The organism is Sphingomonas sp. BL-S-29, assembly GCF_055521495.1.
The window spans coordinates 905,016-922,214 of the sequence record NZ_CM145482.1 but is presented as its reverse complement, the minus strand read 5'-3'; the positions used below and the strand labels follow the sequence as shown (position 1 = coordinate 922,214).

The window sequence follows — 17,199 nt, the reverse complement described above, 5'->3', positions numbered from 1 at the left end:
AGAAGGAAACGACCATGTACCACCGGATCGATCGCCGCTCGTTCATGCTGACCGGTTCGCTGGGGCTTGGCGCCTTCGCCATTCCCGGCTTCGCCCAGGTGCCGAGCGTCGCCGGGGGACGCGGCTTCACCCATTCGGTCGCCAGCGGCGAGCCGATGGCCGATTCGATCCTGCTGTGGACGCGCTATGTCCCCGCCCATGGCGACGCGGTCGAGCTGAAGGTCGAGCTCTCCGAAACCGCCGATTTCGCGAAGATCGTCGCGGGCGGCGTGCAGATCACGGGGCCCTGGCGCGACCATACGGCGAAGATCACCGTGGGCGGGCTGGCATCGGGCCGTGCCTATCATTTCCGCTTCATCGCGCCCGATGGCAGCGTCTCGCCCACCGGCCGGACCAAGACCCTGCCCGAGGGCGCCGTCGGGAGCTTCCGCGCGGCGATCTTCTCCTGCTCCAACCTGCCCTTCGGCTATTTCAACGCCTATGCCCATGCCGCGGCACGGAACGACATCGATCTCGCGGTGCATCTCGGCGACTATCTATACGAATATCCGGTCGGCACCTATCCCACGGCGAAGGAGACTGTCCCTGGCCGCCGGATCGAGCCCGTGACCGAGATGATCCATCTCGCCGATTACCGGCTGCGCTACGCCAGCTACCGCGCCGATCCGGACCTGCAAAAGCTGCACAGCCTCGTCCCGATGATCGTGCAATGGGACGACCATGAATCCGCCAACGACAGCTGGGAGGGCGGCGCGGAGAATCACCAGGCCGACGAGGGCGACTGGAACGCCCGGCGCGCCGCCTCGATCCAGGTGTTTCGCGAATGGATGCCGGTCTCCGACGAGCCGTGGAAGGCCTATGACATCGGCACGCTCGCGACTCTGTTCCGTACCGAGACCCGGCTGCTCGCGCGGACCGAGCAGCCCGATATTGGCCCGCTGTTCAAACAGGCCGATCCGATGGCCGCACTGAAGGCATTTCGTGACGGCGCCTGGCAGGACGCCGCCGCGACCATGATGGGATCACAGCAGGAGGACTGGCTCGCCCATGCGATGCGCGCCTCGGTCCGCGCCGGGCAGCGCTGGCAGGTGGTCGGCTTCGGCACGATCATGGGCGAAACGGTGATGCCGCTCGCCGCTGGCGGCTGGCTGGCGCCGGATGCGAGCGCCGGGGCCCGTGCCTATGTCGCTGCCGGCATCGCCGCAGCGAAAGCCGGCCTGCCGTTCAACTTCGATAATTGGGGTGGCTATCCCGCGGCACGCCGCCGGTTCCTGGCATCGTCGCAAGCGCTGGGGGCAAACCTCGTCGTCATCTCGGGCGACAGCCATAATGCCTGGGCGTATGATCTGGCGCGGGACGGCAAGCCCGCCGGCGTCGAGTTCGCTGGCCATGCCGTGACGTCGCCGGGTTACGAAGCCGGGTTGGGCGTCGATCCGAAAATTCTCGCGGCGGCGCTGGTCGAGGCCAATCCCGAGCTGAAATGGTGCGACACCAGCCGGCGCGGCTATATGGCGATGACGATCACGCCCGACCGGGTGACCAACGACTGGATCATGGTCGACACGATCAGGACGCCGTCGGCCAAAGGCAGCATCGGCCACAGCGCGAGCATCGCCCGCGGCCGCAACATGATGGCCTGACCCGCGGCTTGACTCGCCCCTCGATTTGCCGTGCTGGCGGATCGAGGGGAGCGGATAGCTGACGGGTACGGAGCAGATTTCGACCTACCGGCGCGAGATCGACGGGCTGCGGGCGATCGCGGTGCTGGCGGTGGTGCTGTTCCATGCGCGCATCCGCGGCTTCCCCGGCGGGTTCGTCGGGGTCGATATCTTCCTCGTCATCTCGGGCTATCTCATCACGCAGCTGATCCTGCGCGAAAGTGCGGGCGGCACCTTCACCCTGATCGGGTTCTACGAACGGCGGGTGCGACGTATCCTGCCGGCGCTCCTCGCGATGCTCATGGCCTCGGGGCTGGCGGGCTGGATCCTGCTGCCGGCGGATTTCCGCGACTTCGGCCAGAGCCTGGCAGCGATCGCGCTGTTCGGATCGAACCTGCTGTTCTGGGGGTGGCAAGGCTATTTCAGCCTGACCACCGAAGCGACGCCGCTGCTCCATACCTGGTCGCTGGCGGTGGAGGAGCAATTCTACATCCTGTTCCCGGCACTGCTCCTGCTGGTGCGGCGCCAGGCCTTTGCGCTGCGCAGCGCGCTGCTCGCGGGCGGGCTGCTCGCGGGCGGGCTGGTTTCCTTCGCCTATGGCGTCTGGGCAGTGCAGGCCGATCCCGGTGCGGCCTTTTATTCGCCGCTGTCGCGCGCCTGGGAGTTCATCGCCGGCGCACTGCTCGCCGCCGGGCTGTTGCCCGCGCCGCGCCGGCGATGGCTGGGCGACATGATCGCGCTGCTCGGCCTGGTCGCGATCGGCCATGCGATCTGGACCTTGTCCGAACGATCCGCCTTTCCGGGCGTAAACGCGGTCGAGCCGGTACTGGCCGCCGCCGCGATCCTCCACGGCACCCAGGCGCAGGGCTCGCGCGTGGCGCGGGTGCTGGGCGCCAGGCCGCTCGTCGCGATCGGGCTGATCTCCTATTCGCTCTATCTCTGGCACTGGCCGTTGATCGTGTTCGGCAATTATTATCTGCTCGGGCCGTACCGCTTTGTCCGGCTGGCGATGGTGCTGCTGGCCTTTCCCCTGGCCTGGCTGTCCTGGCGCTATATCGAGCTGCCCTTTCGCAAGCCCCGGCTGCTGCTGTCGCGGCGCACGCTGTTCCTGAGCGCGCTCGGCGCGAGCGGCTTGCTCGCGCTCTATGGTGCCGGCATCTATTTTCTGAACGGCTTGCCATGGCGCTTCGATGCAGCGGTTCAGCGGCTGAACGAGCGCGGGCCGGAGCCCGACTATGGATGTGCGGGCCAGCCGGTCGATACGATCCGCAACGAGACGCGCTGCCGCATCGGCGGTGCGGTAAGACGCCCCAGCTTCATCTTGTGGGGCGATTCCCATGCGGCCGTCTACCTGCCCGCACTCGACATGCTCGCCCGCCGCCATCGCGTGGCGGGATACGACCTCACCTCGCTCGGCTGCCCGCCGCTGTTGCCGGTCCGGGCGAACGAGGAAAAGGCGAACCAGTGGATGTTCAGCCCGACAAAGAAACGCGACTGCATCGCGCGCAACGCGGCGGTGATGCGCTTCCTCGCCGAGGAGCGGCCGCGGATGGTGCTGCTGGCGGCGCACTGGAGCGTCTATGGCGGCGGCCTGCACCCCGATCCGGAAGAGCCGGGCGGCGACGCGCATGCCTTCGAGCAGGGCATACGGCAATTGCGCGCGCTCGGCATTGCGGTGCAGGTGGTGCAGGACGTACCCGACGCGCCGCTCGCGGAACCCCGGCGCCTGGCCAAGGCACAGCTGCTGGGGGTGATGCACCGGATCGAACCGTCCCGCACGGAGCATCTGCGCCGCGATGCCGCCTTCCGCACCATTGCATCGGATCTCGAACGGCGCGGGCTGATCGGCGTGATCGATCCGTCCCGCCTGTTGTGCGGCCCGCGGACGTGCAGGATCACCGATGCGGGCTACCCGCTCTATTTCGACGGCAATCATCTGAGCGAGCGCGGCGCGCTCTTCGTCGCGCCGGCGTTCGAGCCCATATTGCGGAGCCTCGCACCGCCCTCGGGCGATCAGGCGGTCATTCCCGCATCGCCTCGAACGTCACGCGATTGATCGGCTCGAGCAGATAGCCGAACAGGGTCCGCTCGCCCGTGCGGACCAGCACCGATGCCGGCAGGCCCGGCTTGACCAGTGACGCGGGCACATGCGCCGACGGGGTGATCTCGACGATCATGGTGAAATAGCGCTCGCCGGTGCGCTGATCGGTCAGCGCGTCCGCCGACACCGTGCGCACCACGCCTTCGACCACCGGCGCCGTGCGCGACCCGCCCGCCTCGAGCCGCACGAATGACGGCTGCCCGGGCCGGACGTCATCGGCATGCGCCGGGGTCAGCTGCGCCTCGACCACCATCCGGGGCGATGACGGCACGATATCGAGCAGCGGTTCGCCCGGGCGCACGACGCCGCCGATGGTCGTCACCGCCAGGCCGACCACCGTGCCGTCCACCGGCGCGACGATCCGCTTGCGCGCCAGCACCTCGCGCGCGTTGGAGAGCTTCTCGGTCACCTCGACCAGCTCGGACTGGACCGATCGCAGCGCCTCGGCGGCGGTCACCCCGCCCTCGCGCCCGACCTGGCGTCGCGCGATGCGCGCTTCGGCGATCTGGGCGCGGGCACGTTCCGCCTGCGCGTTCATCGAGCGCTGTTCCCCGCGCAACTGCGCCGCGGCACGCTGAAGCGCGAGCAGCCTGGGGCGGGTCGCATAACCCTTTTCGACCAGCGCGCTGGTGTCGCGAATCTCGCGTTCGAGCAGCGCGAGCTGCTCGCCACCGGCGGTCGACTGCGCGGCCGAGCTATGCACGTCCTGGCCGAACTGGACGAGCTTCTGGTCGATCTCCGTCTCCTGCCCGCCGCGGCCGGCCTTGCGCGCGGCGAAGGCAGCGCGCTGCGTCGCGATCGCCGCCTGCACCGAGGGCGAGGAGGAGCGGGCGAGGAGATCGGGCGGAAAGGCGATGCTGTCGCGCCCGGCCAGTTCCGCCTCGCGTGCCGCCTGTTCGGCCCGCAGCGAATCGGCGCGCGCCTGGAGCACCTGCACCTGCAGCCCGGCATCGCCGTCATTGAGCTGGATCAGCAGCTGGCCGGCCCTGACGCGCGTGCCGTCGCGCACCGCGATATAGTGGACGATGCCGCCGTCGAGATGCTGCACGGTCTTGCGTTTGCTTTCGACCGCGACCCGCCCCTGCGCCACGACGCCGCTCATGATCGGCACCAGCGTACCCCACAGGACGATCACCGTGACGACCACCCCCAGCCCTATCGCCAGCCGCCGGATCACCGGCGCGATCGGCCGCGTGAGGGCGTTGGCGAGCGCCTCGCGCTCCTCGGCGGTGCGCGGCACCGGGGTCATCGCGTTCATGCACGCGCTCCCACACCGACATTGGGCAAGAGCTGGGGCAGCAACTCGCTGGCCGCACCGAACCGGGCGATCGCACCAGCCTTGAGCACCAGGATCTTGTCCAGGCCGTGCACCAGCGCCGGGCGATGCGCGATCACCGCCAGCGTCGCGCCGCGCCGGCGCACTTCGGCGATCGCTGCCTTGAGCGCTGCCTCGCCCTCGCCATCCAGCCCGGTCTCCGGCTCGTCGAGGACGACCAGCATCGGATCGCCGTAGAGCGCACGCGCCAGGCCGATGCGCTGGCGCTGGCCGCCGGACAGGCCGAAACCCGCCGCCGCGACCGGCGTGTCATAGCCCTTGGGCAGGCCCAGGATCATGTCGTGTGCGTTCGCCGCCCGCGCCGCCGCGACGATCGCCTGGTCGTCGCGCTCGGTCAGGCGCCCGATATTGTCCGCGACGGTGCCCGGCAGCAGCGTCACATTCTGCGGCAGATAACCGATATGGCGTCCGAGATCCTCGGGATCATATTGGCTGATATCGGCCCCGTCGATCCGCACCGACCCGCGGCTGGCCGGCCAGGCGCCGACCATCAGTCGGGCAAGCGTCGACTTGCCCGAACCGGAGGGGCCGATGATGCCGACCGATTCGCCGGCCGCGAGCGCGAAGGAGACGCCCTTGAGGATCGGCACCGTGCCGGCCGGCGCGGTCGCGATCACATTCTCGAACGTCACCACGCCCGTCGGCGCCGGCAGCCTCAGCGTGACCGGCGGGGCCGACTGGTCGCCCAGCGCGGTCAGGCGGGCCCAGGCGCTGCGCACCGTGAACACCTGGCGCCACGAGGCGAGGATCTGGTCGACCGGGCCCAGCGCCCTGGAGAAGACGATCGAACAGGCAATGATCGAGCCCATGCTGACCGAACCCTGGACCGCGAGCCAGGTCGCGAGGCCGAGGATCAGCGTCTGGCTGGCCGAACGGATGCCCCGCACCACCGAGGCGACCCCGCTGGTCGAGACGGTCGCGGTGATCTGCGCGGTCAGCGCCAGCCGGTTGAGCTCGGCCGCGCGCCCCTCGGCGCGACCGGCATAGCCCATCGCAGTCGCGCTTTCGGCCGAATCGAGATGCGCCTCGAGCGCGTCGCTCGCCTGGCGCTGGCGCGTCACCATCTCGTCGGCGGTGCGGGCCATGGCACGACGGCTGAACCAGGCGGCGATCATCAGCGCCGCCGCGCAGGCCAGGCTGAGCAGGCCGATCGTGACATGGACGATGAACAGCACGATCACGAACAGCGGCACGAACAGCAGGTCGATCAGCGCCGCCGGGATCGGCCCGGTGACGAAACCACGAACCTGCTCCAGATCCTCGAACGCCCGCGCCCGGCGCCCCGGCGCTCCGGCCAGCGCGGCCTTGCGCGACACCGCCAGCACATCGGCCTCCATCTCGGCATAGAGCGCGGCGCCGGCCCGCGCGAACACCAGCCCGCGCAGCATCTCGAACAGGGCGGTCAGCCCCACCGCGACCAGCGTAATGCCGGTGATCGCGATCAGCGTGACGCCGCTGCGCGACGGGATCACCCGGTCGTAGAGCTGAGTCAAATAGAGCGGCGACACCAGGGTCAGAAGATTGATCGCGAGACTCGCGCCCAGCGCGGTCGTCAGCGGTCGCCTAATATAGGGCAAGTCGAGAAAACGCTTCATGATGCCCTGTTGCGACTGAGAAGGTGTCGAGATGCCGGATATATCAGCGAAATCCGCGCCGTTGGCGAGTCGCTACGGACGGTCTGCCGCGAAATTGGAAAGAACGGGGAATAAAGAGCCGAACTTCGCGGTCATCTCACCAACACAAGACGCCGGCGGCGGGCGATCTTGGGGCGAAGGCCGGGATCACCCCTGGCGGAGACGGAGTCCTTCTCCGCCATACCCAAGACATCTCATGCTGTACTAAACTTGTTTATATTCAGCAAGATGGTATAAGCTTCCGTGCTACGAAGTCCCATAAATTCTAGCTCAATCCCATGTTTTATGTGGGTCTAGATGTGGGATTTTTTTATGGCGGAGACTTCGACTGAGTATGGCGGAGGGTTAGGAGAAACAGGGAATATGCCCAAGAAAGCAAAGGAAATTTCTGCACTCGCCCTGTCCAAGCTGAAGGCTGAGGGCCGATATGCTGTCGGTGGGGCCGACGGGCTGCATTTCCGCATTGCAGGCAACAGCAGGGCTTGGGTCCTTCGCATCAAGGTTGGTGCAAATCGACGCGATATCGGGCTCGGTCCATATCCGGAGGTTCTGCTTGCCGATGCGCGCGAGCTTGCCCGGGATTATCGCAAGAAGGTCCGCTATGGCGTCGACCCGCTTGCCGAAAAGCGGGAAGTACGGATGGCCGCGAAGGTCGCCAAAGCAAAGGCTAAGACGTTCGAGGATTGCGCCAGGGCCTATGTTGAAGCGCAGCGTGCCGGCTGGAAGAACGAGAAACACGCCAAGCAATGGAGCGCTACACTCGAGACCTATGCCTATCCGGTATTCGGATCGTTGCCGGTTTCCTCCGTGGATCGCGCCCTGGTGCTCGAAGTGCTCAACCCGATCTGGGCGACGAAAACGGAAACGGCAACCCGTTTGCGGGGTCGCATCGAGTGCGTGCTGGATTGGGCGAAGGTCAGTGGATACCGGGACGGCGAGAATCCAGCTCGTTGGCGCGGGCACCTAGACAAGCTGCTGGCCGCGCCTTCGAAGGTCCGAAGAGTCGAGCACCACTCTGCGTTACCCTACGCGGAGCTGGGCACATTCATGGCCGAACTTCGCAAGCGCGACGGGACATCGGCGCGCGCGTTGGAATTCGCGATCCTGACTGCTGCTCGCTCCGGAGAAGTTCGCGGCATGACGTGGCCGGAAATCGATTTGGCTGGAAGTGTCTGGACCATCCCCGGCCACCGCATGAAAGCGGGCAAGGAGCACCGCGTGCCCCTGTCTGACGCTGCCGTGGCTCTCCTGAACACTATGCCGCGCATTGTGGACGTGGACCACGTCTTTCCGTCCTCACGCGGGGCCGCGCTGTCGGATATGGCACTCACAGCCGTACTAAAACGAATGGATCGCGGCTGCCTCACACAGCATGGCTTTCGATCGACTTTCCGCGATTGGGCGGGGGAGACGACCGCATTCCCGCGAGAGGTCATCGAGCATGCACTGGCACACCAACTCGCCGATAAGGCCGAGGCGGCCTATCAGCGCGGCGATTTGCTGGCGAAGCGCGCTCGCTTGATGGCCGAATGGGCAATATTCAGCGGGAAACCGCTGAAGTCCGACGCCGATCTATCAGCGATCGAAGGGGCTGGGTGACCTGATTTGGTGGCGGTGCGTCACGCGACGGCGCCCGCACTGAGCCAACCAATAAACCGCGGCGAAACCCCGCGTGCAACTGACCCGTCGGCCCGGATGTCGCCTGCGGTTCATTCGCTGGATCAGCCGAAGAACATCGGTTTTTTTCAGTTATTCGTTCACGCGGATTCGCGCCGGCCTTAGCAGCGAAAGCTGATCTGGGTGTTTCTCCGAACCTGCCATTCCCCATCTTTCGGCGCGCGCTAGAGAGCTTTTCGCGCACGGCCTCGTACTCAAGACACCAGACTTCAGGAAAAGCGTTGCCTCGCGGTCTTCGCACCGATGGAAACGCCGGATCGAGTGTGATTGACGCAATTGTGTCCTTCTGCGGGCATTTTTTGCACTCCCATTCGGCTTGGCCAGCGCACGCTCAACACCGAACCGATCGACAAGCGCTTGCGCGCGACGTGGCCCACTTTTTCGCAGAACGATCCCCAGACGAAGCTACGATCTGCTGAAGTCGCGACCTGAATCGGACATGACGAAAAGTGCAATAGTTTTTCACTTCTGCTCATGTCTATCGACAGATGGCCTCGCTATCGCTGCCCTTCTGAAAAGCACCAGAGCGTGCGTCCACGGGAGAGCAAGTATGAGCCTGATGAGCAAGAGACTACGCCGGCGCCTGATCTCAAGCGTCGTCCTCGGCGCGGCAATCTCTCCGATATATGTCGCTAGCGCGTCAGAGCCGGTGCAGGGTCAGCGTGTCGACGTCAATCCGCAGGAGCTTTCGACAGGGCTGGAACCCTATCGGATAAACAGCCCTTCGCGCGACATTGCCGGATTTGGGCAAGCCGGCACCACCCAGCAGAACGGGGATGGACAAGCAGGCACGACTGCTACCGAGCAGGAGTCAGCTGAGCCCGCCGCCGACGACACAGAGATCGTGGTGACGGGCAGCCGGCTCGCCAGCGGTTTCTCGACGCCTACTCCCGTCACGATGATCCAAGCCCAAGACCTGATGCGGACGTCACCGACCAGTATAGCCGAGTCCCTGCAACAGGTTCCTTCGCTGAGTGGCTCCACCATCTCCACCAATTCCGGCAGCGGAGCGGGTCCTTCCGGCACCAATGGTCAGAGCCTGCTGAACCTGCGAGGTCTGGGTGCGAACCGGACCCTCATCCTGCTGAACGGTCAGCGGATGGGCGTGACCAATGTCGCGAACTCGGTCGACGTCAACATCATCCCCCAGAATCTCGTCAAGCGCGTTGATGTCGTTACCGGCGGCGCCTCGGCCTCCTATGGTTCCGACGCAGTGGCGGGAGCCGTCAATTTCGTCCTCGATACCCGTTTCGACGGTCTTAAGGCCGAGATAAGCGGCGGCATCACCTCCCGCGGCGATGCCGAAAACGGTCATTTCGCACTCGCCTTCGGCAAACATATCGGCGATCGGGCGCGGATCATCGCCAGTGTCGACCTGTTCCGATTGAACGGAATTCCCTATGGCGTGACTGGCCGCAAATGGTTCGACGAACCCGTCAGTGCCTATCCCAACCCAGTGTCGGGCTCCCAGCCGACGACATTGGTCGTGCCAAACACACGATCCAGGATCGCGGGCTATGGCGGCACCATTACTGCGGTCCAGCAATGCCCGGCTGGAGCCACCGGCTCAGCCTGTCGCACCTTGTCTGGCCAGCAATTTCTCGCCGGAGGCATTCTCGCGCCATTCAATCCCGGAACCCAGGCAGGATCGAACTTCTCCAGCGGCGGCGATGGGGCGATTGTCACAAATGGGCTCACGCCCGACGTGAAACGCGAATCCTTCTTCGCGCACGGCGAGTTTGACGCCAGCTCAGCATTGACCCTTTGGCTCGAGGGCAGCCATTCGCGCAATTACACCCTCAATCCTGCGCAGACTCCGGTGCAGAGCCTCAACAGCGCTTTCACCATCTACGAGGGCAATCCCTATCTTCCCGCCGGTGTCAGCTCGGTCCTGGCCGCCACGCCAGGCACCCAGTCGTTCAGCCTGGCGCGCTACGATCTCGATCTCGATCGCGGCGAGGTGTACAGCAATGTGAAGGTAACCAGGTTCGCAGGCGGCGTTACGGGGAAGATCAGCGATAGCTGGTCGTACGATTCCACGCTGGCCTATCAGGACACGTCGCAGGAACTCGACATCCGCAATGCGATCCTGCGCAATCTCTATGCGGCTGCTGACGCCGTCTTAAATCCGGCCAATGGCCAGATCGTTTGCCGCTCCACCTTGCAGGGCCTGGACCCAGGCTGCGTGCCGCTAAACCTCTATGGCCCCAACACCATCAGCAAGGCCGCGAACGATTATGTGATCGGCAACAACACCGCCAACATCAAGCTGAAACAAACCACCTTCGACATCAACGTTCGCGGCGATCTGGGCGAAGCATTCTCCTTGGGTGCGGGCCCCATCAGCACGGCGCTCGGCGCGTCGTATCGCCGGCTTACGGCCGACAGAGAGGTCGATGCCCTTTCCAACATCTATGTCGACGGCACCGGCATTCGCGGTTTTCCAAGCGGCCTCCAGGGTCGCTATGGCGGCTATCAGTATTACAACCCCGCTCCGCTCAGCGGTGTCGTAACGGTCAAGGAAGCTTATGCGGAAATCGGCATTCCGCTGCTGAGAGACCAGACGATGTTCAAGTCGCTGGGCGTGACCCTTGCGGGCCGTCTTGCTGACTACAGCCAGAGCGGCCTTGAGACCATGTGGAAGGCGGGTCTCAACTGGACGATCAACGACAGCCTGCGCCTTCGCGGCACCATCTCGGCGGACACTCGTGCGCCGTCCGTATTGGAACTGTTCAATACGGCCCAGGCGAATACGGGACGTAACCTGCTTCCCTATTCCGGCGCAGCGAACCAGTTTCTCTCGGCAGGCCAAAACATCATAGCGGGTAACCCGAATCTGTCGCCCGAGAAGGCTCGCACCTACACGGCAGGCATCGTCTATTCGCCAACGTCCATCCCCGGATTCCAGGCCTCGCTCGACTATTACAGGATCGACATCAAGGGCTCGATCCTCTCACTGTCAGCCCAGGACGTCGTGGATAAATGCTATGCCGGCGACCAAGCGTTCTGCCAGGCGATACAGGTCAACGGACAGCCGGTAACCACTACGACCGGAATCGGACCGCTCGACTATCTTGTGGTGACGTCCCGCAACGTGAACTACGCAAACGAGTCCACGTCGGGCATCGATTTCGAGGCCGCGTACAGGTTGCCCGTCGGCCCTGGCATGCTCAACGTGCGGTTTACCGGCAACTATCTCCTGACAGCCAAGGTTCAGACCAGTTGCCTCGGGGCAATAAACCTTGTCGGCGATATCGGCAGCTGTGGCAGCTATCCAAGATTCCGTGGCCGTCTTTCCGCAAATTACGATATCGGCCCGGTCGGCATATATGTGCAGGAGCGCTATATCGATGGCGGCAAGAAGAACAAGAATCTGGTCGAGGGCGTGGACATCGCGGAAAACGATGTGCCGTCCACATTCTATACGGACCTGAATCTCAGCTATAAGGTGGGGAAAATCCTTGGGGGTGAGACCGAACTCTTCCTGAACGTCACAAACCTGTTCGATCAGGATCCCCGCAACACGCTCTCGCGCCCACGGTCGTGGATCGAGCCTTCTGACATCAGCCTCTACGACGCACTTGGTCGCCGCTTCGTGATGGGCGTCCGCTTAGCTCTCTGATCGAAGCGCTCAAGCGGGCAGACAACTGCCGCCGAAAAATGGAAGGGGTGCAACGCGAGCAGATCGCGTTGCACCCTTATTTTGTTGGCGTGAGGGGCCTGCAAGAGGAAATGCCATCCAGCGCGCAGGCATGGCCAATCGATTGGCTCCCGACCATGCGCATGGTTCGCCGGCCGTCCGGCCGCGGACTTGGGCCACCAACGCGAACTCGGAAACCCTATTTGAGCGACATCAGATAGTCGGCGATGATCGCAGCCTGGGTCGGGTCCTTCTGGCCCGAATAGGCCATCTTGTTACCGGGCACCTTCGTCTTGGGGTCGTTCGTGAAGGTTAGCAACGCCTTCTGCGTCCATGTGATGTTCGATGCTTTCATTGCTGGCAAATAGGTGAAACCGGCGAGGGTCCCGGCCTTGCGGTTGCCAATGCCCCAGAGATTGGGTCCGAGGCCGCCGGCTACACCCGGCTCGACCTTATGGCAGGCGCCGCAGACGGCGAAGCTTGGCGGTTTGGGCAATGGTCCGGCGATCGACGCGGCAGGAATTGCGAGCAGAATTATGGCGACAACAGTCTTCATCGTTCCAGCTTTCCATTCGATCGAGGACGGTACGCCGACGCTACCTGCGTTCCGAGCCTCGATCCCTGTCTTCGGGGCGAGGGCGAATGTATCCTGTCAAGGGTCCGCCCACTGACGGAGCAGGTTGTGATAGTGCCCATGAAGCTCCACCAGTTCAGAAGCATCGGGCACGAGATCCGTCAGTCGTTGGATCGTGCCGTCGAGATTGTGAAGCATCTCACGCCGGATCAGGTCTCGAACAAGGCTCTGTACCCAGAAAAAGGCAGCGACCCGAGTGCCCTGCGTGACCGGCTCGACATGGTGGACGCTGGTCGCGGGATAGAGAACGAGGTCGCCGGCTGGCAATCGCACACGGTCTTCGCTCGAACCATTCCTGATGCAAAGATCACCACCGGTATAATCGTCGTCGTCGCTGAGGAACAACGTGGCGGACAGGTCGGTCCTGATCAGACCACTCGCCGGGGTCGGCCGGATCGCACTGTCTATATGTGGCCCATAGGTGTCGCCGGTCGCGTAACGGTTGAACAGCGGTGGGACAATCCGTGCGGGCAGCGCTGCCGAAATGAACTCCGGATGTGCTTCGAGAGCAGCGATGACGATTGCGCCCGCCGCGAGGGCGGCTGGATCACGTTCGTCGATTTGCCGGTTTTGCTTTACGCGATGAGAAAGGTGCCCCGCCGTGGCGCGTCCGTCGATCCATGTCGCCGCCGCAAGCCGGGCATGAACCTGCGCCAATCCGTCCCTGTCGAGCACGCCTCGAATATATAAGATCATGCACTCCTCGCGATCGCGCCCTGGATAATCAACGGCCCTTGAAGATAAGTGTCACCGATGCGCTCCGGCCGGCCCCTGGCACGACATGAAAGGGGTGGAGTTGGTCGTAATAGACCTTGTCGGCGAGATTGAACACGTTGGCCTGCACCGCGACATGGTCGGTCACATCGAACCGACCCCGCATCTCGAACACGAAATAGCCTGGTGCACGGAGCAGAGAAGCGGTCGTATTCTGTCCGAGACGACTTCCCTGATAGACGGCGCCGGCGCCGATCGAAAGGCGGTGTGTCAACGCAAAGCCGGTTTGAAGGCTCGCACTATGTCGGGGGGTAATCGGAAGAGGCTCGCCGATCCGCGGGCTTCCGCCTGCACCCGGATTGTCCGTCGTCAGTGTCGTGCTGTCCAGATAGGCGTAGCCGGCATGCAGCGACCACGCAGGCGTGATTTGTCCGCTTGCTTCCAGTTCAAGCCCCTGGACGCGTTGCCGCCCGCCATTCGTGTTGAAGCCCGTGTTCACGGGATCCGGGACGCGGACGTTCGACTTGATGATGCGGAAGACGTTGCCTGTGAGCAGCAGCTTGTCACCGAATAGCAGCCGCTTGGCACCGGCCTCCCAGATACGGCTCGTCTCTGGCGCCGCATTGAGGTTGGCCTGCGCGACGGTACGCCCGGCGGAGACCAACGACTCGATCCCTTCAGCGGACGGATTGAACGAATTCGCATAGGCGAGATAGATGCTCGAGCCGGTATCCGGCTTGTAGATAATCGCGCCGCGACCGCTGAAGCGCTGATCCTGCCGAGCGAAATTGGTCGTGGCCGCGACCGCCCCGGCAGGTCTGTAGCCGGTGCTGCGATAGTGCGCGTCATAACTGTCCCAGCGGAGGCCAACGAGCGCCTCTAAACGGGACCCGAGCGCAATAGAGTCGAGCGCATAGGCGCCGAAGGTCTTGGCGCGCGTGGCCGCCGTCAATCGGACATAGTGCGAGGCTTCTGCAAACGCCTGGGAAGGCGGATTGAGCAATGACGTGCCGATTACACCGACATGGAAGACATAGGTTGGCGCGGGTTTTTCCCGGCCGGCTTCAACGCCGAAAATAAGCGTGTGGGCAACCGGACCGGTTGCGAAGCGTGCCGTCGCGTCGAGCTGTCCCTGGAGAAAGCGATCGTGACTGAAGCCGGAAAACTCGTTGCGCGTCACCCGGATGGACGACAGCGGGGTCGCTGCGGGGGTGCCTGCCGGGATCACGGCCTCCGACGTCCGGAATGACCGGCTGTCGCTTGAATAGCGCAGCTGCCCCCGCACCGACAGGTTCGACGAAACCTCATGGGTGAGCCGCGCGGTGCCGATATCGACATCCGTGTCGAGATGATCGTCGGCGAAGCCGTAATAGCTATCGCGATCTACTTTGGCTGGAGCCCCATTGAACCAGGGGATGCCGTAGTCGGGGCGATTGCGCTCGCTCTGATGAAGATAGGAAAGGGTCAGCCGCGTCGCCGCGCCCAGTTCGATCGCAACTGACGGCGCTACGCCCCAGCGACGATTGAGCGCCCCGTCACGGTCAGCCACTTCCGACCGGTGCACCATGGCATTGAGACGGACGGCGACGGACGCGTCGATCGGCGCGTTGATGTCGACACTCGCCCGGAGCGTCCCGTCGGTGCCGAGTTGGACCTGGCCTTCGGCCAGCGATGACGAGAGCGGCTGTTTGCTGACCTGGTTGATCACACCGCCAGTCGCCCCCCTGCCGAACAGAACAGAGCTCGGCCCCTTCAGAACCTGCAGCTCGGCATCGTTGAAAGGATCTCGAAAATAATAGCCGTAATCGCGCATGCCATCGAGAAACATGTCGTTGCGCGTGGTGAAGCCGCGCAGCACGAGATTATTGCCCTGCCAGCTCGTCTCGCCAGCACCAAGGCTGATCCCGGGCACAGTGCGGAGGGCGTCGGAGAGTGTATTCGTGCCGCGCCGTTGAATCTCCTCGGCATCGACCGTGCTGACCGACTGGGGAACATCGACCGGGCTTCCCGGTAGCTTATACGATACGCCTTCGTCGTCGTCGCGCTGTCCCGTTACGATGATATCGCCCGCACGTCTTGTCTGCGCCTCGGCGACACCGGCCAGGAGGCCAAGGCCGCAGGCAAGACTGCGACACGCAGTCCGCGCGGCCGACTGCGTAAGGCCGAAACTCTGCTCGCTCATATCGGCACCGCGCTTCCTCAGCCTTGCATGGTGGCGCGGCAATGCGCAGCGCTGGGGTTGCAGCCTCCGCGCACCGCGCGTGCACCGTTGACCCGATTCATTTGCCGCCAGAGCCCATCAAGGCGATCAGCGATCTGATGCTCGGCTGAGTCTCGAGGCTGTTGACTGCCTTGATGACTGCATCTGCGCGCGTGGGGCCAATCACCGGTGCGATTAGCTTGCGCGCCTTGTCATTGACACGATCCGTGTCGAGCGGGTTTTCCTTCGTTCCGGGCGGAAATTTCGTGAATTGCTTGACCACCCGGCCGTCGGTCAGGGTAACTTCCACAATGGCGCTGCGCGGCGCCTTTGGATCAACCAACGCCTTGTCCGCGATCAGCTGGACGCGTTGTCGGACGGCGAGCACAGCCGGATCGTTCATCCGCTCGCGCGAATGGCTGACCTCGAACGAGACCGTTCCATCGATCAGAGCGACCGCGATCAGATGCTGGACGTTCACGTCCGGCATGGCGCTGTTATTGACGATATTCGCACCGTCTGCCGGAAGACGGACGACGATTTCCTTTACCAGGCCCGGGCGCAGGTCATATTGCCGGCGTAGTGTCAGAAACGCATCGAGCGGAGCCTGGATCGGATAGCCGACCGAGAAAACTTTAATCGCCGTCTCAGAAATGTAGAAGCGCGAGCCCAGGTCAGCGACCATCTGCTCGGGGTGCGGGTTCGACGACAGGGCCGAGATCATGTTGTGCCCCCCGTCCAGGACATCCCATACCCCGGTGAAACCGGCCTGTACCATCGACACGGCGGCGGCGCCGTTTCGCGACCCCATGCCGGAAAAATCGAATGCCTTTTCGATATGATCCTTGTCCCGCTCCCAGCTCCACAGCCCGGAGGTCTGCTGGGCAGCATAGGAAAGAGCATAGCGCATCTGCGCTTCGTCGAACCGCGCCAGTGACGCCGCGCCGGCGACAGCACCAAAGGTAGAGCTGGTTCCCTCAGCACTGCGATGCGAGGCGCGGACCAAGTCGGGATCCAACGCCTTCAGGCACCGGCAGCAGAGGTCATAGCCCAGCACGACGGCGGATATCAGCTCGGCGCCCGACCGGTTGCCGAGTTCTGCAAAGGCAAGCGCTGCAGGGACGACGGCGCTACCCGGATGGGCCTTGGTGACCGGCTCGAAATCGTCGGTCTCGTCGGCATGGGCAAACATACCGTTGGCGAAGGCGGCATTGGTCACGGTTGTCCTGAAGCCCGACACAAGCACGGTGGCCTGCGGCGATCCCCCTTGGGCGCGCACATACCGATCGGTTGCCTTGCCCGGCGGCAGGGTCGAGCCGGAAATGATCGCACCCAACGTATCAAGGATCCGGTGCTTGGCATCACGCACAACAACTGACGAAAGCTGATTGTCGCGAGCCGCAACCATATAGCGGGCCAGGCGCCCAGTTAGGTCCGGCTGAGCCTTGTTGTCTGCCCCCGGGACAGCAGATCCGGACCCGGCCTGTGCCAACCCCAGGGCCGGAATGCCAGCGGCGAGGGTGCCGACCGCGCCGAGCAGGGATCGCCGGCCAAGGGCCGGGCCGCGTTGTGGTATTGTCATCTTCTCTTTCATGAAATCCAGCT

11 protein-coding genes are annotated in these 17,199 nt (G+C 64.1%); 4 read left to right on the top strand and 7 right to left on the bottom strand.

Going from position 1 to position 17,199, the window contains the following annotated elements; genetic code table 11:
• The first annotated feature begins 14 nt into the window (after nt 1-14).
• The gene (locus tag ACZ1I2_RS04435; RefSeq protein ID WP_465170884.1) at nt 15-1,640 is read left to right on the top strand and encodes an alkaline phosphatase D family protein; all 1,626 of its coding nucleotides are present in this window, start codon (nt 15-17) and stop codon (nt 1,638-1,640) included.
• 121 nt (nt 1,641-1,761) lie between these two features.
• Nucleotides 1,762-3,714 carry an acyltransferase family protein gene (locus tag ACZ1I2_RS04430; protein ID WP_465181583.1) on the top strand — a complete coding sequence of 651 codons (1,953 nt, stop codon included), beginning with the start codon at nt 1,762-1,764 and terminating at the stop codon, nt 3,712-3,714.
• Here the strand turns inward: ACZ1I2_RS04430 and ACZ1I2_RS04425 are convergent.
• Nucleotides 3,680-5,017, bottom strand: coding sequence for an HlyD family type I secretion periplasmic adaptor subunit (locus ACZ1I2_RS04425; protein WP_465175002.1), 1,338 nt, complete (start codon nt 5,015-5,017; stop codon nt 3,680-3,682). The two genes, ACZ1I2_RS04430 and ACZ1I2_RS04425, sit on opposite strands and share 35 nt — an antisense overlap.
• Nucleotides 5,014-6,690, bottom strand: a complete 1,677-nt coding sequence (locus ACZ1I2_RS04420; RefSeq protein ID WP_465175003.1) for a type I secretion system permease/ATPase — start codon at nt 6,688-6,690, stop codon at nt 5,014-5,016. The genes ACZ1I2_RS04425 and ACZ1I2_RS04420 overlap by 4 nt, the downstream gene beginning before the upstream one ends.
• Before the next feature lie 402 nt (nt 6,691-7,092).
• Between ACZ1I2_RS04420 and ACZ1I2_RS04415 the strand changes: the two genes are divergently transcribed.
• Nucleotides 7,093-8,328, top strand: coding sequence for a tyrosine-type recombinase/integrase (locus ACZ1I2_RS04415; protein WP_465175004.1), 1,236 nt, complete (start codon nt 7,093-7,095; stop codon nt 8,326-8,328).
• Nucleotides 8,329-8,615: 287 nt separating this feature from the next.
• On the opposite strand, the gene ACZ1I2_RS04410 is transcribed toward ACZ1I2_RS04415, so the two are convergent.
• Entirely contained in the window at nt 8,616-8,882 is a 267-nt protein-coding gene (locus ACZ1I2_RS04410; protein WP_465175005.1) for a hypothetical protein, read from the bottom strand.
• Nucleotides 8,883-8,956: 74 nt separating this feature from the next.
• On the opposite strand from ACZ1I2_RS04410, the gene ACZ1I2_RS04405 reads away from it, so the two are divergent.
• The gene (locus ACZ1I2_RS04405; protein ID WP_465175006.1) at nt 8,957-12,028 is read left to right on the top strand and encodes a TonB-dependent receptor domain-containing protein; all 3,072 of its coding nucleotides are present in this window, start codon (nt 8,957-8,959) and stop codon (nt 12,026-12,028) included.
• A 217-nt stretch (nt 12,029-12,245) separates the two neighbouring features.
• Here the strand turns inward: ACZ1I2_RS04405 and ACZ1I2_RS04400 are convergent, their stop codons facing one another.
• The 4 genes from ACZ1I2_RS04400 to ACZ1I2_RS04385 all read right to left on the bottom strand — a co-directional run bounded on the left by ACZ1I2_RS04400 (nt 12,246) and on the right by ACZ1I2_RS04385 (nt 17,188).
• Nucleotides 12,246-12,602, bottom strand: coding sequence for a c-type cytochrome (locus tag ACZ1I2_RS04400; RefSeq protein WP_465175007.1), 357 nt, complete (start codon nt 12,600-12,602; stop codon nt 12,246-12,248).
• 96 nt (nt 12,603-12,698) lie between these two features.
• The gene (locus tag ACZ1I2_RS04395) at nt 12,699-13,355 is read right to left on the bottom strand and encodes a Fe2+-dependent dioxygenase (protein ID WP_465181582.1); all 657 of its coding nucleotides are present in this window, start codon (nt 13,353-13,355) and stop codon (nt 12,699-12,701) included.
• A gap of 49 nt (nt 13,356-13,404) precedes the next feature.
• Complete coding sequence (locus ACZ1I2_RS04390) at nt 13,405-15,576, bottom strand: TonB-dependent receptor (RefSeq protein WP_465175009.1); 2,172 nt, start codon at nt 15,574-15,576, stop codon at nt 13,405-13,407.
• A gap of 97 nt (nt 15,577-15,673) precedes the next feature.
• Complete coding sequence (locus ACZ1I2_RS04385; protein ID WP_465175010.1) at nt 15,674-17,188, bottom strand: MmgE/PrpD family protein; 1,515 nt, start codon at nt 17,186-17,188, stop codon at nt 15,674-15,676.
• Nucleotides 17,189-17,199: the final 11 nt, after the last annotated feature.